Below are 23702 nucleotides of genomic sequence, written 5' to 3'. Positions count from 1 at the left end.
TTTATTCATAAACGTTTAAAGGCGCCGCATTGACATATAGTTTTTTGTGATAGATAGTAAACACTTATACAATAAAACAGTTCGTTTGTTTCGTTTAATATTTTTTGCATATTTGCATATTATAGGTCTGGCTTACATATACACTCAGTAACGACAAGCAAAATAATTGTAAATTTATACTGATGATAAAATTTATTGTCATGGTTTGCATGGGTTTATTGTTGGCAACAACAAGACCTGCACTGGGACAGTTTCCTTTTCCTATACCAAAACCTTCTATTCCTATACCTCAATTGCCAAGCTCGATTCCGCAAATACCAATTCCCGATTTAACAAAGCTTTTGGAGGGAGAGGCGCCTGTTAGCACGAGTTTTTCTGATACTAAAAGTAAAACTTCTTTGTCTTTACAATTTGATTCAAAAAAATTTCGACCATTAACTGAGTTACCACGGAGTTCAAAAGGTGGCTTTTTACTACGTCCAGGATTATTTGAATTATTCGTACAAAGTTACTGTTTGAAGGCAGGAACCCACGGACCGAGTAAGGGAAATGGATATCTTTATGCAGCATTAAAAGGTTCTAAAGCTGGTATTGTCCGTAAAATTCTCCAAAACTCTGCACGTTACCCTGAAATCAAACAAGAAGACATTCAGATGCTGCTGTGGGCTATTACTGCTCGGACTAAAATCAGCGACACAAGACCAGAAATACAGCAGGTTGCCGTAAAACTGCTAACATCAGATGAAATTTTTAAACTTAACGGTGGCACGCTAGGTTTAATTCCAAAACAAGCATTTGTCCAAGCCACTGCACATTTACCACCAGTAGTGCAGCAGGTACTACAAGCAGAAGCTCGTATCCGAGAAATGTTGACCAGTACAGCAGGTACAACCTATCAACAGCTAGAACAAATAGCAGTTTTAGTTGGAGAACCCAAAAAAGATGGACCAACAATATCACCCGAACAATGGTCATTACACCCACAAGGTTTTTATGTCCGCTACTTACCTACCGGGTATAATAAAACCTTAATTCAGCTTTATGTACCAGACAACTTTAAGGTTAAAGCAGCAAATAAAAACCAGCCAGATAAAACGCTTTTAATAGCTCAAAATAATGATGCGGGTTACAACCCAGCTGGTGATGTTGCAGTTCCTGGCGATACTGGTAGACAGCGCTTGGGTATGTCTGGTCGTCCGGCTGATGGAGGAACACCGCCCAGTGGTAGTTCAGGGCAACCAAGTGAGGCGCCATCTGGTAGTAGTTCAGGGCAACCAAGTGGGGCGCCATCTGGCAGTAGTTCAGGACAACCGGGTGAGGCGCCGACTCAACAGCCATCTTCAACAACTCCTAGAAATGGTAACACCTTAAATCAAATACCTGGTTCTCCTTCTAAACGCGAAATTTTTTGTAACCCCAGTGTGCGTGCGGCTCTAGATAGGGACTGGCAGGCAACTCGTAAAGATAATTTAGAACGAGGCAGATGGGTTGTTTGGAATAGTGCTACTGGTCAATTTACCACTACGAATGTTATTGTCGGCTCACCTGGGGCGGCAGTTGCATTAGGAAATACTCCTTCGGATGTCAATGGGAGTTATGTGGTAGGTGTTTATCATACACATCCACCAGTAAATGACGAACCAGGTTCAGTTGCTGTACTAGGTCCAAGCCCTTTTAACGATATAGTTCATGCAGACAGAAGACAAATTCCAAGTTTAGTAAGGGATTTTAGTGATGAATCCAAAACAAGAGTTATCGACTATCTTTATGGGCCTAATCACAGAGGTGAAGCTCAACCAGGTGATACGGCTAAAACTAATGTTATTCGTCAATCTCTAAATAGCTGTAGTGATTAGTTGAAAATTTTTATGATGAGAATAAGAGTGTTTACATCTCACACAATTGGCACAGTTGAAAGCGAGACTGATATAACAGCAATCATAGCTCTTAAATTTACCCGTTTCAGTTGCGAATAAGGTATTTTGTTAAAAGGAGAGCAAGCGCGCGCTACCTCAAGGGACTTGACCCAGCTATTTCTCTTTGAACTATTTTGGCTATCCTGCTATAGTTTTAATTGCTAGTTGCCATAGTTGAAGGTTGGCAAGAAGCGCTTTAATCAGTTATTCTAAAAAGCGATTAAGTGATAGTATTTGCGGGCGCCATTAATCAACATTCCAACGGAAACAAATTGGCAGAGGGCAAATATGTTCAATGCAGCTTGACTGCTAGAATGGAAATACACTAATTTGTAGGCGCCTCAAATTTTATCTAATCGTATAATAATGCCTGAAATTACCTTGGAATAATGTGGAGTCTGGGTGCGACCCCTGGATTAACAATAGCTGCCAACTCCTCAGAAGACATTTTGCTCAGTTCAGTCTGTAATTCTTCAATTGTGAAGTCATAGCCAGCAAGAGTCGCAATCCTGATGAATGCTTCTGAGTCGGTTGCTGCTTTGAGCCTTTCCTTTAATACTTGATCTTGTTGAACAGCTTTGAAAAGTTGGGCTGCATTTTTATTTGTCATGACAATCTATACTCCCGTTTGTAATATGATCTGTGCGATTTACTATCCGATCAAAACAACAACATCAAAGCTTCTGCTTGCTTGCATGATTTCCTCTTTGTTTGTACTTAAAGAAAGGGGTTCCACTCTTATGAATATTCCACACTTACCATTCAAGCCAAAAAAATTGAACTCATGGCTGAAAATTGCGGATGAGAGCAAGCTATATTTGCTTTAATTATCAATTTACCAGGTGCTGATAATCGAGTTTTATATTGAAACGAATCTTTACTTTTTCGTTTCAATACTTAATTAATTGTCCCCAGTGCATCGAAGGACGCGCGCGCTTCATCATCGGAGCGTTCAAATATGGTTATGATGTCTTTTAAGGCACCTGACCACTGTAAAAACTAAGGGCGCCAGTAGTAACAGTACTATAGTATTTATATGCTAAACAACAAATATTAAGCCTTCTTCTGATTTACCAGTTGCTGCCATTGCTTTAAGCTTGGTGTAAGTATTAAATATCCAGAAAATTACTTAGTTTATGATATCTATCTTTTTAACTTACCGAAATTATAAGGATGTAAACATTGGATAAGTATGATTATGATTGCAATGAATTGACAAACATTTTGACTCAAAATATTCTAATGAAAATATTATTAATGGCAATTGGTTGGTCAACGGAAATTCGTCAAAACAACCTCTAACTTGCAAGACTTCCAATTTGGGAAATGCTTCTAAAATGGGACGAATATCAAAAACGTTTAACTTCGATTTTCTATATTCGTGTTCCTGTGCATCTCCAATATATAGCGCTTTCAAATTAGGTAAGTTATTACTCGCATCGCATAAAGCTTCCAAACAAATACCAAAATATCTATCCCTCTCCCAGTAATCACATTTTATACGGCAAATTAAGGCTTCAAGTTCTTGGGTGTGAGGATGATTTAGTAAAGCTTCTAGCTCTGCATATCTCCATCTATTTGTACGATTTGGGATTTCTAGTTCAATGATATAAGCTTTACTCGTTGGTTCGATAATAATTCTTTGGGGGTCGAAGGACTCAAATTGCCAATTTTCTAACCTGGTAAATAATTGATTAATTGGTACATCAAAACTATCTGTCATTAAGACCTCCAGATTTTAACCGTACCATCATAACTACCGCTTACTAATGTGGCGCCATCATAACTCAACGCTAACGAGCTAACTACATCATCGTGTGCTTGAAACGAGTGAAGTTTCTTTGCTGTAGAAACATCCCAAATTTTAATTTTTGTATCACCAGCAGTAACAAAACTCTCACCATCAGGACTAAAAATTATAGAACGCACCCAGTCTGCATGACCGTAGAACGAAAATATCTCTTGTCCTAACTGTATATCCCACACCTTAATTCTTTGGTCAGAACCGCTAACTAGTGTTTTACCATCAGGACTAATGGCTAAAGATTTAATGACGTGCGAATGTCCTTCTAGCTTCCATACTTCTCGTTTTGCACGCAAGTCCCAAACTCGAATTGTTTCATTACTACCGCTAATCAATATTTTACCAGTTGATATAATGTTCATAGCGTAAGTTGACTGTCGGCTGTATTCTTTTGAAAATAATGTACCAAGTTCTTTACACGAATGTAAATCCCAGGTTTTGATAGACCCTTCGGCGCCTGCACTGATAAATTTTTTTTCTGAAGGATTAATTACTAAAGCATTAACTGAACGAGAGTGTGCTTTAAATTGATTAAGCAGTCTACCTGTACTAAAATTCCATACAGTAATACATCCGTCCGAACAAGCACTAATCATTCGTTTACCATCAGGACTAATTACAACACAATTAATTTCACTATTTTGACTGCACTCAAATAAACGAGGTTGTTTCTTTACTTGCACATCCTGGCTTTTTAGTGTGTTTAAAGTTGCATAGTATAGTGATTTTGTTGCGTAGACTAATTGATTATCTGGACTTAAAGCAACCGTATTAACTTGACCTAATTCGGATTTTTGTCCTTTAAAAGTATGAACGCATTGTAAAAATTCATACTGGTTATAAGCTTTGAGTGCTTCTTGTACCCAGGTTTCTGAGCGCGCGCGTAAGTGAGAGTATGCTAATAATTTTACTTTACCTGTAGTATTTTGCAATGATTTGAGAATTATCTTTAAACCAGCGTCTCCATAATTGAGTGCATCGTTGAGTGCAGCAGTTTGATATTCTGGTAATCCGGTTGCTAAACGTTTTTCAACTCCTTCGATTCCTCCTAATATTACACCATGTGTGGGAGGAGGCGCCTGTCCACCGAGTACTGCATCGTGTTTTCTGGGTTGGTTAGGGTTGTTCATTTTATGATTAGCACTTATTTTGCCAAATTTAATTATTAATCTCTTGTGGAATGGGATAGAAAGCCCGTTCCAAACATAGGGCGGGCAAGGATACCCACCCCATAAGAAATTAGTGCAACCCCACAAGAAATTAGTGCAAGTTAGTTATATTATTCATGAAATGTTTCTCCATCTGGATGTATTGCAAGCGAGTATATTGTAAATGGCGCCTTATGGACACACAGGAAGAGAATGGAGAGAGTAGTACTATTTTATTCCCAGATTGAGTAGTAACGGTCGTTAAATTGAGAACCTGTGAGTACACGGCATTTTAGTTGGGAGAGTTGTTCTAGCATTCCTGGGTTTATGCGGTTTCCGGAAACGTCAAGAGTGTGTAAGCGGTTGACAGATGGTGTTTTTAGTAGGGCAATGGCGCCGATATTAGTTAGGTTGCCGTCTGTTAGTTCTAGTACTCTTAATTTGTTTAATATTGGAGATTTTGTTATGGCTTGAGCTATTTCACTTGTGTTTGCTGTTCCTCTAATGGCTAGGAATAGTAAGTTGGGAAATGATTTGCCGGAAAGAATGGGCGCCAAAATATCTAAATTAATGTTGTAGTGTTTACCGCGACCTAGCCACAACTCAAAATATTCTAAAGACGGTAAGTCAAGATTACAAATTTTAGTCAGATTTTTTTCAGTTATTTCTGCTGCTTCGACAATTAAAGTTTTTAAGTGATTATGTACTAATGCTTTAGAGGGAGTGAATGAATTCCCATTGGCGCTACGTATTTGCAATAATTGAGAATTATTTTTGAGAATATCTTCCTCAACCATGCGTCCCCGTATATGTAGTAATTCTAAAAAAGGATATGCTTTGAGTAAAGGATAAATACTACATACATCAAGTTTAGATGTTTTATATTTGACATTATATGTTTGGCAAAACTCTCCAACAAATAATGCTTGAAGATTTTTTAATGGATTCTTTTTTTCAACGAGCAAATCTACAACATCTTGAACTGATTTATTCGTATATGACTTTCTGACATACTTCTGAATTTTAATAGCTTCTATATAACCAACTTTTGAATTATTTAATAAAGTTAGTAATTGCCTCTTGCCTCCTACTATATACACAATACCACCAGCAGCCTCTTCTATATCACTATCATATAAATCTTCTGGTTCCCAATCTTTGAAAGTAGTAAACCATAACCAAGGGTCATAATCTAATAATACTTGCTTACCTTTTATTCCAGCTTTCCGCAACAAGCGAGCTGCACGGTTATGCATTTCGTCGAAAGAGTCGTATAATGTCTCTATTATCAAATCTATACCCGCATCCCCATATTTAAGCGCATCCTCAAGTGCTGCTACTTGTTGTTCCTCATCTTCGCTTTCCAAACGTTTTTTAACACCTTGAATTCCACCTAATACTACATCGTTCAAAGTTGGAGATGCGTTTCCACCAATTACAGCGTCAAATTCTTGAGGTTGGTTAGAGTGATTAATCATTGTTTTATAGTAGTGTTTTCTAAATGTCTAAAGTATTTATTTGGTTTTTTATTGATATGTGGGAGAATATCGATAATGTTTTTGTAGATGAGAAATTACACGGCATTTAAGCTTGGATAGATTTTTAATAATATTTGGTGACAATTAGTTTCTACTTACATAGAGAGAGACGCGAAATTTCGCGTCTCTACACGTCCGTTTTTATGAAATAATGGGTACCACCCCGAATCGCCAGCAGTATCTTCTTAGGAGAGGGTAAGGGTGAGTTTATTCAGCTACCGAACAGTAGCGACCATTAATGTAATAATCTCTTTCTTCTTGCTTTTGTTCATCAGAATAAACTTCCACATCAAGCTTGAAAAACTTTTTGAGTGTTTCCGTAGACAAAAAATTATCATCTAAATTTAACATATCAAGATGATTGATTTTTGGACAATCAAGTAAAACTTGTGCTGCATCATTTCCTAACGTTCCCATTGACAAGTCAAGTATACTTATAGAGTCAAGTAAGGGGGAATATACAACAGCATGAGCTATTTCATCACTAAACTCACTATTACACAACCCCAAATAATTCAAATTGGGAAAGATTAAATCTTCTATAATTGGCTTGACATTTTCTATCCAAGTGTCTCCACCATAGTTAGCACTACCAAACCATATTTCCAAATGTTCTAACGCTGGTAAATTCATTGAACATATTTCATCTACGGTAACTCGACTTAACCCACCTGTCTCTACAACCAGTGCTTTCAAGTTATCATGCCGTACAGGAGGGTTAAATGCTAATTGTGTTCCTCCTCGAACTTGTAACACTTCTAAATTAGGATACGCGCGCAGTATTGGACTAATATCGCTTTGTATTATCCAAGATATTTCACAGTCTTCACTATTCATATCGCCTATAAACAAAGCTTTAAGATTTGTTAAGCGATTTTTGGCTTCTACTAAAGCATCTATAATACTGCTGGAACTATTTTCATATGGTTCGTTCCACATGCCAATGACCAATACTTCTAATTTTCCTGCATTTGGGTTATTTGATAATTCGGTGACTTTTTCTGCCATATTTTTCTCATCTGATGATGAGTCATACTCGCAGCGAAGTGCATAAGCTTTATTTATAGGGTTTGCAATACCTGTAGCTTGGTCAAAGTCCGCAATTTCGCGATTTGCAAACATTTGGTGATTTTTATGTTGTGGTAAGCGTTCTTCTAATACCCACGGTTTATATGCTTGCAACACTTCTTGAATTTTCGGCGCCGTGCTACGAGTTAGCATTTTATATGCAAGGCGCCGTACTAAACTAGATTCGTCGCGTAGACTTTGAATTACTAAATCTAATCCTTCTTCCCCGTAGTTGAGCGCTTCTAATAGTGCGGCAACTCGCGTTTTTGCGACTGGGTTCGATAAACGACGCTTTATACCCTCGACTCCACCTAGCACTACGCTATCTATTGGTGGTGGAAAATTCCCACCTAGTACCGAGTCGAAGTCTCTGGGATGGTTGTGATTATTTGACATAATGCTTCACCTTTGCACTCGTGCTTATGTTTCCCTATATTGACGAGATTATTCGGCGCCAAGATTTAACTTTATAATTTCTTTTTAAATCTAATAGTACTTGTGTTTTATGATATTGGCAATGATTGCTGATTCGGGTAATAAAATGTTAGAACCCTAGATATATAAAACACAGGGGGATTAAGTTTATGGCAGAGTATCAAAAGATAGAGTACAAAATTGGCAAAGACGGTAAAATTACGGAGACTGTGATTAACGGTTCGGGTACTGGTTGCACCGAAAGCACTTCTGGTATTGAAAGTGCGCTAGGAGAGGTGGAAAACCAAGAACTTTTGCCTGAGTACTACGAAGGTGAAGAACACGAGACACAGGCAGAAAATCAGTCTCTTAAACAACAGTAAAAAATCCAATGATAGTAATTAGCTGGAATAATGTTGCTTTTTTGCTTACCGTCGGCGCCGTTATAATTAGCGGTGTTGGATTTTTGTCGTTGCTATTATCGGTAAGCCATAATGCTGGCAACTGGGATGAATTATTGCTTGGTTGGATGAAGCAAGCAGGTATTTCGAGTTGGAAAGATTTACAGCAAAAATCAGGTTTGAGTGACATTGCATTATGGCAGTTACGCTATGGAGATGGGAAAAGTCTTAAGTTTGATGAACTTGCTACTGTTGCTAAGGTTTTCTCATTACCCTTGGGAACATTACTCGACAAGTTAAATTTACCAGTCGAAAACCCTGAGCTAGAAGCACACCGTATTAAATGCCAGCAGTTAAAGAACGAAGCGCAGCAGTTAGAAGAAAAAGTAGATAGTTTATATAAAGAAGGTTTACGACTGCATGAAGAAATGCAACAACAAAAACTTGAGATAACCGAAGCATTTCGCGAATCTACATTTGCCCAATTACAGTCGCTGCTGACTAATTACCCTAGTATCCATCAAATGGTAGGCGCCAAACCTGAGTTGCCAGCGAAGAATTTACTTTCGATGTTCGCACCTCTTGATAATTTGCTTAAGGAATGGGGTTATGAGCAAATTGGTAAACCTTGGGAACAAGTAGCGTATAACCCTCAAGTACATCAAAGAGATAATCCAGATATTGCCGAGGGAGAACAAGTTTACGTCAGGTTTGTAGGGTATCAGCATCAAGGAAAAATTCTATGTCCTGCTAAGGTAAGTCGAACATTACCTGGTGGTGCATAAGAAAGTTAGGAGGGGCGGGTTCACCTAGATTTTCTATTTTACCAGATGTAGATAAACCCGCCCGTACAGCAGGGGCGGGTTCACCTAGATTTTCTATTTTACCAGGATGTAGATAAACCCGCCCGTACAGGAATTATGAGTAGCATGGAAAGCCTGATTAGTTTTATTGCATTTAATTCAACATCAATAATGGTTATTCTATTGGGTTTTGCACAGCATTACCCAACCTACAGACAAATAACTCCTGTACAGACGTAAACAAATAATTCCTGTACAGACGTGAACAAATAATTCCTGTACAGACGTGACATGTCACGTCTCTACAATTCCTAACTCCTAACTAAAAAACATGACTACAGTAGTTATTGATTTTGGTACTAGCAACACGGTAGTTTGCACGAAAGACCTGATTACGCAAACTCCCAGAACTCTTAAATTTGGCGATATATCAAGACGCTTTGAAATTGGGGGAGAAGCGGTAACTGTAGTCCCTTCACTAGTATTTGTCGAAGGTCAAAATCGCTTCATGTTTGGGGAGACGGTACGAGCAAAGCGTTTAGGATTTTCTCAACCCGAACGCGCGTTTCGCACTTTCAAACGCGACTTAGCAGCAGATTTTGTGCCACCTCCCCGTTTGTTAGATGGTAATAGTTATTCAGCAGAAGCTATTTCTGAAACTTTTCTTCAAGAAGTTTGGCGCCAAGTCTCTGAACAACTCCAACCTACTCAAGCTATATTTACAGTACCAGTCGGCGCCTTTGAACGATACCTCGATTGGTTTCGTAGTGTTGCCGATAAATTAAATATTCCAAATTTACAAATAGTCGATGAGTCTACTGCTGCTGCACTTGGTTATGCAGTTCGGCGCCCAGGAACGCTTGTATTAGTAATTGACTTTGGTGGTGGTACTCTCGATTTAAGTTTAGTACGTACCGTAAAACCAGCATCTGAACAGCAAGCAGTCAAAGCGGAAGTTATCGCAAAGTCAGATGCATTCGTTGGTGGTGTTGACGTAGATAACTGGATTGTTGAACATTATCTCCAAAAAACAGGCGCCTCACGCTCTGCAGTAGGGGAAATTGGATATATGAACCTGCTGGAACTTGCCGAAAGTTTAAAAATTCGACTTTCCACAACTGAGGAAGCGAAAGAATCTTGGTTTGACGATGAGAACTTTATGTCCCACGAATTACAGTTAAACCGGGACGAATTAGCAGATATCTTAGAAAATCAGCAATTATTAGAGCAATTACGGCAAGCAATAGATGAAGTATTATCCGTAGCTTTAACCAAAGGAATTAGCAAAACCAACATCGAACAAGTTTTACTCGTTGGAGGTACTTGTCAGATACCCGCCGTGCAGCAACTAGTGGTATCTTACTTTGGTAAGCAAAAAGTTAAGTTAGACAAACCCTTTGAAGCAGTAGCACATGGCGCCTTAGCATTAAGCGAAATGGCAGAAGTCGATGATTACCTGCGTCACAGCTATGCTATCCGACTTTGGGAACCACACAGCAAAAGTTACTCATATTATACGCTCATAGAAAAAGGCGCAAAATATCCAGGCGCCAAATCGGAACCATTAACCCTACAAGTAGCAAGTGACGGACAACGAGAAATTCGTTTAGATATAGGAGAAGTAGCAGAAGTATCTCAAGCAGAAGTTACATACGACGCATCCGGTAGAATGACCAGTAGTAACTTAGTAAAACAAGACACCTACCGTTCCCTAGAAACCCACCATCAACAAGTATGTGTAGCACACCTCCAACCACCCGGAGAAACAGGAATAGACAGAATACAAGCACAATTTGAAGTCAACGAACAACGAGTATTAGTTGTAACAGTCAAAGACCTACTCACAGGCAAAATGCTCGTTGAAAAAGGCGCCATCGCCAAACTAAAATAAACTTGTAGGAAAAATAACCAATCTTGCAGAAAAAGTAATCACTCTTGTGGAACGGGCATCCCTGCCCGTTCCTAACATACAAGGCGTTTGCTTGGATGCCCACCCCATAAGAGTAATTTAATAGTTGAAATTATTTGAGACAATAAATTTAATAACAGGGAAATTATGTATCACTATGGGATATACAGTTTTATATCAAGCTATTCCGGAACAAGCACAACTACTTGAACGCCTACGTTCAAATAAAAAAATGTATTGTATTTTTGAAGCAGTGGCGCCTTTTAGCTTCAAAATATTTAATGCATCCGAAATAGACGAAATTTACTTAAATGATATTTTAGACAGCGAAGTTGACGCAGAAAACTTTACCTCTCGTGTTGAAGCAGAAAACACTTGGAAAGAATTTATTGCGGAGTTAGAACTAGCCAAATTTTTATATCCAAATATTGCTAACAGAGCAACTAATTTGAAGAATTGCTGTAATGTAATTGAAACAGCGCTAATCTCAGAATTAGAGGATGTAGAATTTAATACTGATATTCGTGTACATAAGTACATACATCAGTTCACGCGCGGTAGCGAACCAGTAGCAGTACATCTTTCTCACTACCCTTGGTACAATCTTTACTTTATACCATCTTTATTTGTAAAAGAGTTTGCGGAAATTCTACGAAAAATAGAAGGTAAATATTTGTTGGAAAAATATAATTTGTCATACCAAGAGGAATTTGACAGATGGAAAAATCTATACCTGGAAGCTTCTCTTTATAACGAAGCGCTATTAATTAATGTAATTTAGATAATTGACATGAGAATTCTGTGTTTGATATATTCTTATTCATCTCACACCCGCGTGCGGTTAAAACCGTAGCAAAGATGACCCTTTTAGTTTGACTACACAAGCTTCCATACACATCGTTGTTTCAGCACCTTTAGGCAATTACGAGCAACAATGTCAGAAACTGTTGAAGTTGATTTAATTGCAGTGGAAACAGAAATTTTAGCCCAAACTCAAATTAGGCTTGGCAACAGTGTTCATACCCTAAAGCTGGTACGTAATGGTGTAATGGTTGAAATTATACTTTGCTCAGTTTGCCAAAAAATGACTCAGGCTCTTGATAGTATTTTTGAGAATATTCCGGCAATAAACCAAACCAGAAACCTTCGACAACGTTTTAGGCGCCTTAAAGAGAGAATTGCTATATTAGAAGCAGAACTTAATGCCAGAGTGATACCTTACAATTTAGCTTTACAGAGGTTTAATGATATTGCTGGAACTTTAAGCAATATAAGTAAAAAGTATGATATTAGTGATTTTACAAATTTTACTGATGCACAAAATAAGGTAACGGAGTTTTACGAACTTGCCTCTCGTTCTCGAATTGATTCACCCCTTCCAGCAGAGATTACAATTGAGTTGTTAGAAGATTTATATAAAGGAGCTACTTCAAAGAAATCTTTAAAGCAGTTTGTAAGTGCATTGGAAAATGGTATGGCTAGGAGCGCTAAAAATGCTGCTGGTATAAAATCACTCATAGGAGAGGTACGAGGTTATACCCATGAATTAAAAATTATGGGAAGTGGTAGTAGATTATTAGGTAGAGAAGTAGACGGAAGAATTATATTTAGTGAGCTTTCCGATCACCTCTAAAACAAGCAATCACATATCAAATATAAATCAATTATGAGGTAAATATGAATACAGTTACTTTGGTGGAATTAATTAACAACTTATTGCCTGATAAAAAAATTTTAGAAGATGTTAGCTGCGCTTTCAACTCGGAGCTAGAAAAAGGAGGTTTTAGTAATTTAGCTTGTGAGGAAGTTCCTCCTAAAAATACGCCAATTGAGGTGATTACAAAAAGATTCATTATGAATAATTATGAAACTGGTTTTGGTAATCATTATGTTAGCAAAGTCGCAATAGGAGGGGTTGAAAGACACCGAAACGGAGTAGTCATTCCTAAATACTTTTTTGCAACTTTATATTATACAGAAGATTTACGCTTAATAACAGTAGACTTTGAGGATGAGTCGGAGTAATCAAAAATGGCAAAATATATGACTTGGATAAAATGATTGGTCATGGTTCAGGCTTTGTATAACCTAGGAAAATATACGCAAGCATTGCGGATATTTCAATTAATCAAACGCCTGTTCCCTTACCATTTGCTTCTTCATCATTTTCAATCGGATGTTGTTCATATTCGGCAATAATACCCCTAACGATATCTGCTGCAACATCAGCTTGTTCTGATGCGCGTATAAATAGTTAATAAAATAATGCTCGTTTCCGTTTTCACATAATAAATGAGACGATAACCACCACTTTCAATACTGCTCGGTTAAGGCAATTGCGAAACGTAAAACCCCCGTAGAGACGTGACATGTCACGTAAGAACATACGTTAACCGAGCAGTATTGGGATAGGTTCTGTTTTACTTCCCTCACAAGCAATTAAAATTTTTTGAGCAGGTTCTTTGATGGAACGGTAGTTTTGGACTGTAAAGTCTACAAGCATAATTTTGGATGCATGAGGAAGTTTTTCGTGACTTATTCACGCTTATTTTATCGTAAAGTACTTATATTTGCTATTTTGCCTTGAAGTTGTATGGCTACTCTGCCCTTTGGCTGTGGAAAGAATGAGCAAGCAGGCGCCCGCAAAATTTGCACTCACTTAAGCTTGCCTTATTTTGCTTCTGTAGGAACTTCATTGATAGCCTAGATTTTTTGTACTAAAGAAGCTATAATTCTTGTTTTAATTTTTACAACATTATCAGAAAGCCAATCATTTTTCTTATCGTTTAGGCTTAGGTAGAGAGCTTCGCGTAAACTTTGAAGTTCTGAAATATCTATTTCATGGTTGTTTCTTAGAATAGCTTCCGCAATGTTAAGTGAATCTGGAGTTGCCAGTTCTACGAGTTCTATCAATTCGTTGATATCGTGCTTAGTTTGGCTTTCCATACTGTATAATAGTAAAGTTTTTATTATTAAATTACAACTCTAGGTTAGCACAGAATTTACTCTGGAACTGTTTTTTGTAGTGGGTAGTATTACTAATGAGATGGAATCGCCTCAAATATGTTATTAGATCGGAGTACGGGCAAGATGGAGTGTATTTCATCAGTGATGGGCAAACAAAGCAAGTTTTAAAAGCACCTGATAGTCCATACTCAGAACTATTTTTATCATTGTTAGCAGAAAGCTTTGATTTAAACACTCCTGAAATCAAAGCTTTCTGTCCTGAAAATCAACAATATGAAGAAATTATAAGATATATTAAGCCAGAAATAGAAAGCATTAACAGAAACCTGAGAGAAACTCAAAAACAAGAAGAGCAGAAAAATGAATATGAACGAGATTTCGAGCTAATTGAAAAGCGTACTCTAAATTTGGATTCTTCTCCTACATTTTTTTTAATGGAAAACTTGAAAGGTCGCTCTTTAAGGGATATAACCTCGAAAAACCTGATAGATTGGTATGGTACTGATGAACAACTTAATGGCGCCGGTCGAAAATTTTTCAAGGATTTAGGTAAGCTATTGGTGTTTGACCTTCTTGTCAGAAACGTTGACCGATTCATTTTTTGGCAACTTCCCGGAATTGGAGAAGTGGAAAGTGCTTTGGGCAATATTGGTAATATTTTTATCCAAGATAGCACGAAAGAACTAATTGTCATTGATTCATTAACGGACATGAATATAGAAGTTGTTGAATATGCAGAAGCTGTCAAAGAAATATTTGCTAGAACACTTAACGCTTCACCTGATAATTTAATAGACCGGGGACAACAAACATTAGAACTAATAGGATATGAGGTTAAAAAAAATAGTCAGACGTTGATTTTAGAAGGTGTTAATGAAGGTATTAACCATCTCCATAATTTGACCCAAGCAGATACCCTTGAGCAGATCAAACAGGAAAGCTTGCGGCAACTCTCCCAGTCCGAAGAGAGAAAAATCGACATGCTATCTCAGTTTATCAAAAAGATAGTAGAATATTTTTCTCGTTGATTATTAATAATCGAATATTATATTTAGCCGTTCTTAGTCCAGTGAGGTACAAATTAAATCAATAAATCTCTTGTGGGATGGGCATCCTTGCCCGTCCTTATATACTTCATGAGAACAGGAAACGCTATACCTTCAAATTTAACATATTTTTTTATACCAACAACGGGTTAGAACTTTACTTTTAAACAAAGTCAAACTCTTTAAGATGCTACCCTTCGGGAAAACTGCGTTAACGTTCCTCAGCATGACAATAGTCTAGATTTTAATTGTTTGTAGTATAAATTTGAACTTCGCGTAACCGACGCTCTAGAAAGCGACGTTCGCTGTCATTAGTGACTAGTGCAAGCGCTTTGGTGTAACTTTGTGCAGATGATGTTGTGGCGCCGATACGACGCAGCAGGTCGGCACGTGTAGCATGAAATAGATGGTAGTCGTTAAGTTGGGGGGCAAGTTTATCGATGAGTTCGAGTGCTGTTTGAGGATTTTCTACCATTGATATTGCGACTGCTCGGTTGAGCGATACAATTGGCGAGGGCTGCAAGCGTTCAAGTAAATCGTAAAGGTGGACAATCTGCAACCAGTCTGTTTCTTCTGCCCGTGGTGCCTGACAATGTAGTGCTGCAATTGCTGCTTGTATGGCAAATGCACTAGGTTTACTCCGCAGTGCTTCTTCAACTAGTGGTAGTGAGTCTGCTATTTGTTGTTGGTTCCAGCGCTGACGATTTTGATCTTCAAGTAAAATAATATCGCCTGCCTCATCAAGACGAGCATCACGCCGGGAGTCGTGTAGTAACATGAGCGCAAGTAATGCCGTTACTTCTGTTGGGGGTTGTGGCGCCATCAACTCTCTCACTAAGCGACACAAGCGGATGGCTTCTGTACAGAGGTCGGCTCTCACCATTGTCTCGCCTCTTGTAGCTGCGTAGCCTTCGTTGAAAATGAGATAGATTACCGTTAACACTGCTTCTACGCGCGCTGGTAAATCGCTTGTGTCTGGTACTTTGTATGGAATACCCGCATCCCGAATTTTGCGCTTGGCTCGTACAATTCGTTGTGCCATTGTCGCTGTAGGTACTAGAAATGCGCGTGCAATTTCGTCTGTTTCGAGTCCACCTAATAACCGCAGCGTCAAAGCAACTTGAGACTCGATGGCTAGTGCTGGGTGGCAGCAAGTGAAAATCAGTTTTAGCCTATCGTCGGGTATTTCATCGCTGTCGTAGTTTGGCTCCTCGGTTGTTGGAATTAAACCAGATGCAGCGTACCATTCCAGTTTTTCCTGTTGCCTCGTTTGGCGCCGTAGACGATCAATAGCTTTATATCGGGCTGTTTTGATAATCCATGCACGGGGGAGAGCGGGAACTCCTGTGGACTGCCACTGATTTACGGCAGCTGTAAAAGCTTCTTGCGCTGCCTCTTGTGCTAGGTCAAAATCTCCAACCAAGCGGATCAAGGTAGCGACAATCCGACCCCACTCAAATCGATAAAGGGAGTTGATAGCTTGGGTTACATCTGATTTTGGATTTGAAACCATAGCTGTTGATAAAAAATTTTTGCCGAGATGTCGATTTGAGGTAGTGCCGTTCGACTTACTTATATAGGGAAACAATGGAGGTAAACCACGACCCTACCTAATCATAAAATTTTTTTTGGTGAGGTGTCGATTTGAGGCAATGCCGTTCGACTTACTTACAAAGGGAAACAAAAACCGGAAACAAGGGGAGGCAAACTCATGAAATATGTGCTGCTGATTTACCTGGAAGAAAATGCCATGAGCGATACTGAGAGGGAGCATTGTTATGAAAAATCCGCACGCCTCGCGCAGCAACTCAACTCGAATGGGCAGTATCTAGCAACCGCCCCGCTCCACCCTGTAGCAACGGCAACCAGTGTCCGAGTACGCGATGGCAAACCGCTCGTGACTGATGGACCGTTTGCTGAAACCCGTGAACAATTGGGTGGGTTCTTTCTAATTAATGCCCAAAACCTTGATGAAGCAATCGATATTGCCGCTCAAATTCCAGGCGCCCAATTTGGCACCGTTGAAATTCGACCCGTAATTGAAGTTGCGGGTATACCAAATAATTAGTAATTGCGCTTAACTTCAACCTAAAAGGAGAAACTCAAATGACTACCAATACTACAATAACCCATAACGAAGCTCAGGTTCGCCAATTAATTTCCGATCAACAACGTGCCATTTGCAGTAAAAATGTTGACCAAATCATGTCTCATTATGCTAACGATATCGTTGTCTTTGATGTCAAACCTCCGTTTCAAACCCAAGGGAAAATAGCTTGGCGCCAAGTATGGTCTGAATGTTTACCTTACTTTCCAGACACCTTTGAGATGGAAACACGAGACCTCAACATTACTGTCAGCGAAGACTTAGCAGTTGCACATTGGCTATTTCGCTTTACAGGCGAAGAAAACCATCCGGCAATGCAAACATGGATGCGCGTCACTGCTGTTTGCCAGAAAAATCAAGGCGAATGGCAAATACTACACGAACATCTCTCAGTCCCATTTAATCCAGAGACTTCTCAAGCTGCATTTACGCTCAACCCATAAGCCAATTAAAGGAGCATAAAAATGAAAATTAATCCTTATCTCATGTTTAGTGGCAACTGTGAAGCAGCGTTCAAGTTCTATCAGCAATGTTTTGGCGGCAAAATTGTTACGATGATGACCCACCGGGAGGCGCCTCCGACAGAACATGTACCCATCGAATGGCATGATAAAATCATGCACGCTTGCCTTGATTTAGGCGATAGATTATTAATGGGGTCTGATAGTCCTGATGAACACTTTGAAACACCCCAAGGCTTTTATGTACAAGTCAGCATTGAATCACCAGAGGAGGCAGAACGCATTTTTCACGCTCTGGCAGAAAACGGAAAAGTGAAGATGCCAATAGATCAAACCTTCTGGTCTGTCCGCTTTGGCATGTTGGTTGATCAATTTGGAACTCCGTGGATGATTAACTGCGAAAAGGTTGCTTGATCCATCATTCCTGGGAAATGTTTGTAAGCATCTCCCAGGAACTTTAGGTAACTTTAGGTGTTAAAAATACCGCGCCCATTTAAGTACTTTCGACGTGAGTTTGTAATATTTCTAATACAACATCTGAAAGTAGGGGGTCTATCCATTTTTTACCAATGTGTGTAGTATGGATAGCTTCAAGTAAATGATTGACTTTAATGTCTTTCATGCAATAAGAGTTGGCGCCTGCTGCAAAAGCAGACAAGACAGTTTCTACATTTTTGTATCTGGATAGAATTATTGATTTAACACGATTATTGCTTTGTTGCAACTCTCGCATTAATTCAATGCCATTTTTACCAGGTAAGTCAATATTAATAATTGCGACATCTGGTTGTTGCTGTTGTAAAAGCAATAAAGCCTCAAAATAAGAAGTGGCTTCACCGACAACTTCTATATCTGGACTCTCTGATAGTATTATCCGAATACCAGTGCGAATAATGTCATTGCCTTCTATAATTGCCAACCGAACTTTTCCTGTTAACAATTTAGTATTTCTCAGAATCTCTGACCTCGAATCCTCTTGCTGATAAGCAATATTTATTTCTGAAATAATATTTTTCATTCGAGCATCCGAGTGAATTATACCAAAAATGTTGTTGGCGGTTTGGATATCCTCTTGGTCTAAAGCCTGTAAATATTGCATGAGAAGTTGTAAGCGTGAGACAATATTGTAATTTTCCTGTTCTGACATGGTTTTATCCTTTTTAAAGAGAGTGCGGAGGAGGAGCTAGAAAGGATATGTTCGTCAAAATTAAAATTTGCGTGCGGATTTCACGAATGCAAGGAAGGAATATTGTTTGACGAAGTTGTCTGCCACCAACTTAACTTCGTTATATCGTATTGAAACATAAAATACGATGCCCATAACATGCTTTTTATGGATATTAAACAACAAAGGGAATCCGTAATGAGTTCATATTTATACACTAATTTACGGGTATACAAAGTCGCAATAGAGCAAAAGTACGCATTAATATAAAAATTTTGCGATGAAAATATAAAGTTCTCGTAAATCGAGCAAAGTTAACTACAGTCTACGATTGAATAACTTGCATATAAATATTTAGCTTGCGAGGAAAAATATACCACTCATACTAAAGATATAGTTATCTCTACACTGATTTTCTACATATACTTATGTAACTCAGAATAAATATTTTATGTGATTATACTGAATTTTGTTATGTCACTTAAAATTTATAAATTTTACAAAACGATACTCTTGAAAAATAATCTATATTTACAGCAACTAGCTTGATATTAAATGCATGTCTTCAAAATTTAGGCGCCGTTTGATTGAGGTTAGATTTTTTTAATGGCTCTGAGTTGACGCATTTAAGTAAATAACCCAATCTACAGGACGGGCAGGGATGCCCGTTCCACAAGATTATGGCAGTTTTACAAGATTATGGCAGTTTTACAAGATTATGGCAATGCAAAGACAGGCGCCTGTCCAAAGAGATTCTCTAAATAAGTAAGATTTAAAGATTTATGCCAGTAATTTAAGCGTGCCATTACTCGTGTAAATGTGAACATCAACTCAACAGCATATAATGCATTGGTGAATCCAAATTCAACACTGTGAGTACGTTCGCTTTGATGATGATTAAGTAAATCGATTAAAGTTTTAGTCATTCCCTTGAGACGAGTTATGTAAGAATCACCAAAAGCCCAGATGCCAATTCCCCAAAACTTTGCTAAATGATTTATTTCATCTTGTAAAGGTTGTGCAATAGCGTGTTGTAATTCTCCTGTTGAATGTGCCATTAACCATAAATACAAAGATGTTGCGCTCCACTCGGTTGCTATACGGCTAAGTACATGACTATATACGTCTTGTCGTAAGTCATGGCTTTGTTGATAACCTTGAACAGTATTTGGTTTAGCTTGTAATTTTTGATGCGTGAGTTTCTCGTATATTTTCTGAAACACAGGTGCATGTTGACGTTCTTCTTTTTCCCAGACACCAATTTCTAATATTTTTCCATCTTCAGTTAAGGCGCCTCCCATAAAGCGCGCGAGTTGTGGATGCACTGTTTGTAAGTAATCTCGACTCTCTAGAGCATAATGACGGATAGGTGTTTCGATTTCTGCGGCATTGGCAAGGAAGGTTATAAATAAATTTTTGCCCACTCCAACAATTTGCTCATCACTAACTGCTTTCCAATCAATAGGTTGCCAATGACGTTGATGAGGATTTTCAAACTGTGTTGGTAAGTCATGGAGTCTAGAGTACAAAATTCCTGTAGATAAATATTTATCCACTAGGCTATTAATCCGTTTACGTGTTTGTACATAATTTGGATTTGGGTATACTTTGCCAGCTAAGTCTATTGAATAATACATCTTGTTTATTCTCCTTTATTAATGATTACTCAAAAAAGCAATGTAGTTAGATGTGTGCTGCTTTCTATAGTCATGATGCAACCCTGACTGCCTGACAGAAGTCTAGAAAACCCTGTAAAATCAGGGCATTTAATAAAAGGGTCAAGAAACATGAGATGGTAAAGTTACCACACTACTACCAAGTGCATCATGTCAAACTCGACCCAACTATATAGTCAGATATTTGGATATCTACGTCAATACTGTACTTACTGCGACTTGCGCCATTTAAAAACCCTAGCTTGGATGATTAATGGATTAATATACAGTGGACAGTTAAGTTTGAGCGCATGGGAACCCTACGTACATTCGTTAGCAGAACAAGCTCAAAGCTTTGAGCGTAGATGGCGCCGATTCTTGGAAAATAAAAGGGTTCGTGTTGAAAAGTTGTATTTACCATTGGCAATGTCAGCCTTAAAAGACTGGCAGAACCATCGATTATATTTAGCTATTGATACTACCGTGTTATGGAACCGATTTTGTATGATTCATATCTCAGTAGTTTGTTGTGGTCGGGCAATCCCATTACTGTGGCGTGTATTGGAGCATGGTAGCGCAACAGTCGCATTTAATGAATACGAACCGATGTTACGCAAAGCTAGATGGTTACTACGCCATCATCCTGATGTAATGATGCTCGCAGATCGAGGTTTTGCTAATCATGATTTTTTAAGTTGGTTGCAAGCAAGTAATTGGTATTATTGCATACGTATAACTTGTGACACAAAGTTACATGGAATCAGGCGCCACATAATAGAAGCATCTTCAATTTATCCCCAAAAAGGGGAAGCGGCTTTTTATCGTAATGTTGGATTATGGCAAGATGTATATTCATTGATTTTGTGGAGTGGTAAAGTCACATATTCACCAAAAGTTTCTTCTAAGAAATAGGGAACACGAATTGTTAAGGTTGGCACGAAAAGGGGTGTGAGTTGACATATCTGATTCCCACTACTTTCCGAAGTACTACCTACAAAAGCAACTTTACCTAAATTACCCAAATTTACCTGAACTTTAGTTTTAATCACTTTGGATTTTCGATCTAGGTACATTTGTAGTTGGCGTTTTTTTTGGAACAATTGCTGTTTTGCTAGCTGTAAATAGGTCTTACCATGAGATTTTCCATTAATGGGACAAGCATTATCAAAGGAAGGTTTTTTCTTAATTTCTGGTACTTTTTTGGGTTTTCCAGATTTAGTTAAAACCGGATATTTGATTGCCTTATTACGTTTCTCTACAGCATGAACGTACTCTCTATGCAATTTTAGTCTTTTGTTTAATCGTTGAATTTCCTCAAAGATCGATGTGATTTTTGAATCGAATATTTCAATATGTGCTTGTCTTGATTTGGTGGCTGAATCTAATTCTCCTGCAACAAAACTAATCACACTATTGGCATAGCGCTTGTTGACTCTAAAGGCATTTTGTATTTGAGAATTTAATGAACCTCTCTCCATATTATTCTCTAAGCCAATCAATGCCATCTTAGACATCTCCGCTGCAATTGGAGATAATGACTCTAACATTTTTATCGCATCAGTTTCGCCCTTGAAATTGTTTTCTATCTGAGTTACATATGACCGATAAACTGTAGGCATTTACTTCACCTCCTCAATTACAGACGTGATCCCATCAATCATCTGTTTATTTTTTTTGCTTCTTGCGCCATAAAGCCTTGCTGAAAATACTGTCACTAATTCAATCATATCTGAAACTAGTTCTTGTTCAAATGTTACCTCCTCAGAGGATTTGTTAATAATTACTACCTCGACCTCATACTCTTCACACATTGCAAATACGAGTTCTGCTCCAAATCGTAAAAGCCTATCTTTATGTGTTATTACTAGCCGACCAATCTCTCCAGACAGTATCCGCTTTAACAGTTTTTGTAAGCCTTTTTTTTGGTAATTTAATCCACTTCCTAGGTCTTGAATCGTTTCAAATTGCCAGCCATTCGATGCACTAAAAGACTCTAAAGCCTGCACTTGTCTTACTAAGTCTTGTTTTTGATCATTACTAGAAACACGAGCATAATTAATAGTCACACGTGAATCTAACTGTTTTAAATCCCGTGGCGTTATTCGCTTAATATCTGATAAATAAAATCTTCTTTGTCCCGTTGGAGAACGCTCGGAACGTATTTTTCCTGAATCTGCCCACCGTCTTAATGTTTTTACCGAGATGCCTAACTCCGAAGCGGCATCTCCAATACTAACTATTGCCCCTGAACTGTTCTCCATATCAAACTCAACTGATATAGGCTACCAGTTTATTATTACCTATTTGGGCATAATTGTCAACACCTGTCCATAAAATTAATTACAGCTACTTCCCCCTCAAAATGGTGGGCAAATTTCTGCTGGTGAGTTTAGCATTGTTGCAAATGATGCTGCAGCCGATAACAGTAATGCTTTTATCACCTACAGTACGGGTAGCGGTAAATTATTCTACGACACAAATGGCGCCGCGAATGGATTTGGTACTGGTGGTGAGTTTGCATTACTACAAGGTATGCCAACTATAACCGCTAGCGACATTTTAGTCGCTTAATAGCTGGTTCTTTTCTCACTTCTTTTCAATATAGAAGAGTTTAGGGGAGCGAATCAAGGATTAGCTCACCGGAATGCACCAGTCCTAGAAACCGGGCTTCTTGACAAAGACTTTGCTATAAAACGTTGATTTTTCGTTATAAGCCCGGTTTCTTTAAGCTCCGCCGCGAATGCGGCAAGATGTAAGTTAGGCGCCATCATTTTATAAACACAGAGGTGTAGAGACTGTAAGTTTACGGTCTCTACATCTTCATAGATTTTATTTATGATTTGCATAAACCTTATCCATGAAGTGATAAATGTAGTAGTTCAAAGGTTTAAAAATACTTACTCGCTAACTGAATGATTATTCTGTAAAGTCAGAGACAACAATTATTTTAATTAATACTACTTCAATTATCTTCTAGTTAAATTAAAAATTGCAGTATAAATAAATACAATTTAATTAATAAACATTTTGTTTTATGAGAATTTTCTCATGATTTTAGCATTGACAAGATACAGTTAATGAAACTATATTAATTTTTGAAAAGAAAAATTTTAAGTTAATTTAATTTTTATAAATTTTTTCTAACTTAATATAATTTTGACTTTTCTTGTGATTTGGAAAGTTAAATCTATTTCTTTTACTTTGCATTAAGATAAAAGTATAGATTTGACAAACATGCTTTTAATTAATGCTTTAAGAAGACACGCAAAGCATCAATAACAAAATGAAGCAGGTACAGCA

The 23702-nt window shown here is 38.1% G+C and carries 23 protein-coding genes; 12 read left to right on the top strand and 11 right to left on the bottom strand.

From position 1 onward, the window contains the following. Positions 1-182 precede the first annotated feature (182 nt). The gene (locus DSM106972_RS32250) at positions 183-1856 is read left to right on the top strand and encodes a hypothetical protein (RefSeq protein WP_127084514.1); all 1674 of its coding nucleotides are present in this window, start codon (positions 183-185) and stop codon (positions 1854-1856) included. 436 nt (positions 1857-2292) lie between these two features. On the opposite strand, the gene DSM106972_RS32245 is transcribed toward DSM106972_RS32250, so the two are convergent. The 5 genes from DSM106972_RS32245 to DSM106972_RS32225 form a co-directional block, all read right to left on the bottom strand. Beyond that, positions 2293-2526 (bottom strand): Nif11-like leader peptide family natural product precursor, encoded by a 234-nt coding sequence (locus DSM106972_RS32245; RefSeq protein WP_127084513.1) that lies wholly within the window; start codon positions 2524-2526, stop codon positions 2293-2295. 555 nt (positions 2527-3081) lie between these two features. Next, positions 3082-3639, bottom strand: a complete 558-nt coding sequence (locus DSM106972_RS32240; protein WP_127084512.1) for a hypothetical protein — start codon at positions 3637-3639, stop codon at positions 3082-3084. Further along, positions 3639-4850, bottom strand: coding sequence for a WD40 repeat domain-containing protein (locus tag DSM106972_RS32235; protein WP_127084511.1), 1212 nt, complete (start codon positions 4848-4850; stop codon positions 3639-3641). The genes DSM106972_RS32240 and DSM106972_RS32235 overlap by 1 nt, the downstream gene beginning before the upstream one ends. Positions 4851-5101: 251 nt before the next feature. After that, positions 5102-6346, bottom strand: coding sequence for a hypothetical protein (locus DSM106972_RS32230; protein ID WP_127084510.1), 1245 nt, complete (start codon positions 6344-6346; stop codon positions 5102-5104). A gap of 267 nt (positions 6347-6613) precedes the next feature. Continuing rightward, a complete protein-coding gene (locus tag DSM106972_RS32225; RefSeq protein ID WP_127084509.1) occupies positions 6614-7870 on the bottom strand; it encodes an STM4015 family protein in 1257 nt (418 codons plus the stop codon). A 188-nt stretch (positions 7871-8058) separates the two neighbouring features. On the opposite strand from DSM106972_RS32225, the gene DSM106972_RS32220 reads away from it, so the two are divergent. From DSM106972_RS32220 to DSM106972_RS32195, 6 genes are all read left to right on the top strand, one after another. Further along, positions 8059-8271: a DUF2997 domain-containing protein gene (locus DSM106972_RS32220; protein WP_096694289.1), complete on the top strand. Its 213-nt coding sequence runs from the start codon at positions 8059-8061 to the stop codon at positions 8269-8271. Between the two features lie 8 nt (positions 8272-8279). Beyond that, complete coding sequence (locus DSM106972_RS32215) at positions 8280-9074, top strand: nucleotide exchange factor GrpE (RefSeq protein ID WP_127084507.1); 795 nt, start codon at positions 8280-8282, stop codon at positions 9072-9074. Positions 9075-9423: 349 nt separating this feature from the next. Further along, positions 9424-10983 carry an Hsp70 family protein gene (locus tag DSM106972_RS32210; RefSeq protein WP_127084505.1) on the top strand — a complete coding sequence of 520 codons (1560 nt, stop codon included), beginning with the start codon at positions 9424-9426 and terminating at the stop codon, positions 10981-10983. A 175-nt stretch (positions 10984-11158) separates the two neighbouring features. After that, complete coding sequence (locus DSM106972_RS32205) at positions 11159-11782, top strand: hypothetical protein (RefSeq protein ID WP_127084504.1); 624 nt, start codon at positions 11159-11161, stop codon at positions 11780-11782. Between the two features lie 153 nt (positions 11783-11935). After that, complete coding sequence (locus tag DSM106972_RS32200; RefSeq protein WP_127084502.1) at positions 11936-12634, top strand: hypothetical protein; 699 nt, start codon at positions 11936-11938, stop codon at positions 12632-12634. A 44-nt stretch (positions 12635-12678) separates the two neighbouring features. Next, positions 12679-13026 carry a hypothetical protein gene (locus tag DSM106972_RS32195; protein ID WP_127084500.1) on the top strand — a complete coding sequence of 116 codons (348 nt, stop codon included), beginning with the start codon at positions 12679-12681 and terminating at the stop codon, positions 13024-13026. Between the two features lie 678 nt (positions 13027-13704). Here DSM106972_RS32195 and DSM106972_RS32185 read toward each other — a convergent pair. Continuing rightward, positions 13705-13947 (bottom strand): hypothetical protein, encoded by a 243-nt coding sequence (locus DSM106972_RS32185; RefSeq protein WP_127084498.1) that lies wholly within the window; start codon positions 13945-13947, stop codon positions 13705-13707. Positions 13948-14042: 95 nt separating this feature from the next. Between DSM106972_RS32185 and DSM106972_RS32180 the strand changes: the two genes are divergently transcribed. Beyond that, positions 14043-14996, top strand: a complete 954-nt coding sequence (locus DSM106972_RS32180; protein ID WP_127084497.1) for a protein kinase family protein — start codon at positions 14043-14045, stop codon at positions 14994-14996. Between the two features lie 262 nt (positions 14997-15258). Here DSM106972_RS32180 and DSM106972_RS32175 read toward each other — a convergent pair whose 3' ends face one another. Beyond that, positions 15259-16527, bottom strand: a complete 1269-nt coding sequence (locus tag DSM106972_RS32175) for an RNA polymerase sigma factor (protein WP_127084496.1) — start codon at positions 16525-16527, stop codon at positions 15259-15261. A gap of 198 nt (positions 16528-16725) precedes the next feature. Here DSM106972_RS32175 and DSM106972_RS32170 point away from each other — a divergent pair, with 198 nt between their 5' ends. From DSM106972_RS32170 to DSM106972_RS32160, 3 genes are read left to right on the top strand one after another with little or no spacing between them, the layout of a single operon-like run. Beyond that, positions 16726-17082 (top strand): YciI family protein, encoded by a 357-nt coding sequence (locus DSM106972_RS32170; protein WP_127084495.1) that lies wholly within the window; start codon positions 16726-16728, stop codon positions 17080-17082. 38 nt (positions 17083-17120) lie between these two features. After that, a complete protein-coding gene (locus DSM106972_RS32165; protein ID WP_127084494.1) occupies positions 17121-17564 on the top strand; it encodes a YybH family protein in 444 nt (147 codons plus the stop codon). Between the two features lie 21 nt (positions 17565-17585). Next, positions 17586-17996: a VOC family protein gene (locus tag DSM106972_RS32160; RefSeq protein WP_127084493.1), complete on the top strand. Its 411-nt coding sequence runs from the start codon at positions 17586-17588 to the stop codon at positions 17994-17996. Positions 17997-18075: 79 nt separating this feature from the next. On the opposite strand, the gene DSM106972_RS32155 is transcribed toward DSM106972_RS32160, so the two are convergent. Both DSM106972_RS32155 and DSM106972_RS32150 read right to left on the bottom strand, forming a co-directional pair. Next, positions 18076-18729 (bottom strand): response regulator, encoded by a 654-nt coding sequence (locus DSM106972_RS32155; protein ID WP_127084492.1) that lies wholly within the window; start codon positions 18727-18729, stop codon positions 18076-18078. 734 nt (positions 18730-19463) lie between these two features. Beyond that, positions 19464-20384 carry a hypothetical protein gene (locus DSM106972_RS32150; protein WP_127084491.1) on the bottom strand — a complete coding sequence of 307 codons (921 nt, stop codon included), beginning with the start codon at positions 20382-20384 and terminating at the stop codon, positions 19464-19466. 189 nt (positions 20385-20573) lie between these two features. Here DSM106972_RS32150 and DSM106972_RS32145 point away from each other — a divergent pair, with 189 nt between their 5' ends. Beyond that, positions 20574-21314 carry a transposase gene (locus DSM106972_RS32145; RefSeq protein ID WP_233787048.1) on the top strand — a complete coding sequence of 247 codons (741 nt, stop codon included), beginning with the start codon at positions 20574-20576 and terminating at the stop codon, positions 21312-21314. On the opposite strand, the gene DSM106972_RS32140 is transcribed toward DSM106972_RS32145, so the two are convergent. Both DSM106972_RS32140 and DSM106972_RS32135 read right to left on the bottom strand, forming a co-directional pair. Next, a complete protein-coding gene (locus DSM106972_RS32140) occupies positions 21221-22021 on the bottom strand; it encodes a hypothetical protein (protein WP_127084490.1) in 801 nt (266 codons plus the stop codon). The two genes, DSM106972_RS32145 and DSM106972_RS32140, sit on opposite strands and share 94 nt — an antisense overlap. Beyond that, on the bottom strand, positions 22022-22663 hold the full coding sequence (locus DSM106972_RS32135) for an IS607 family transposase (RefSeq protein WP_127084489.1): 642 nt from the start codon (positions 22661-22663) through the stop codon (positions 22022-22024). Between the last annotated feature and the right edge of the window lie 1039 nt (positions 22664-23702).

It is taken from the genome of Dulcicalothrix desertica PCC 7102 (genome assembly GCF_003991905.1).
Classification (GTDB): domain Bacteria; phylum Cyanobacteriota; class Cyanobacteriia; order Cyanobacteriales; family Nostocaceae; genus Dulcicalothrix; species Dulcicalothrix desertica.
Note: the sequence above shows the minus strand (reverse complement) of the source record. Positions and strands in the feature narration are given on the sequence as shown.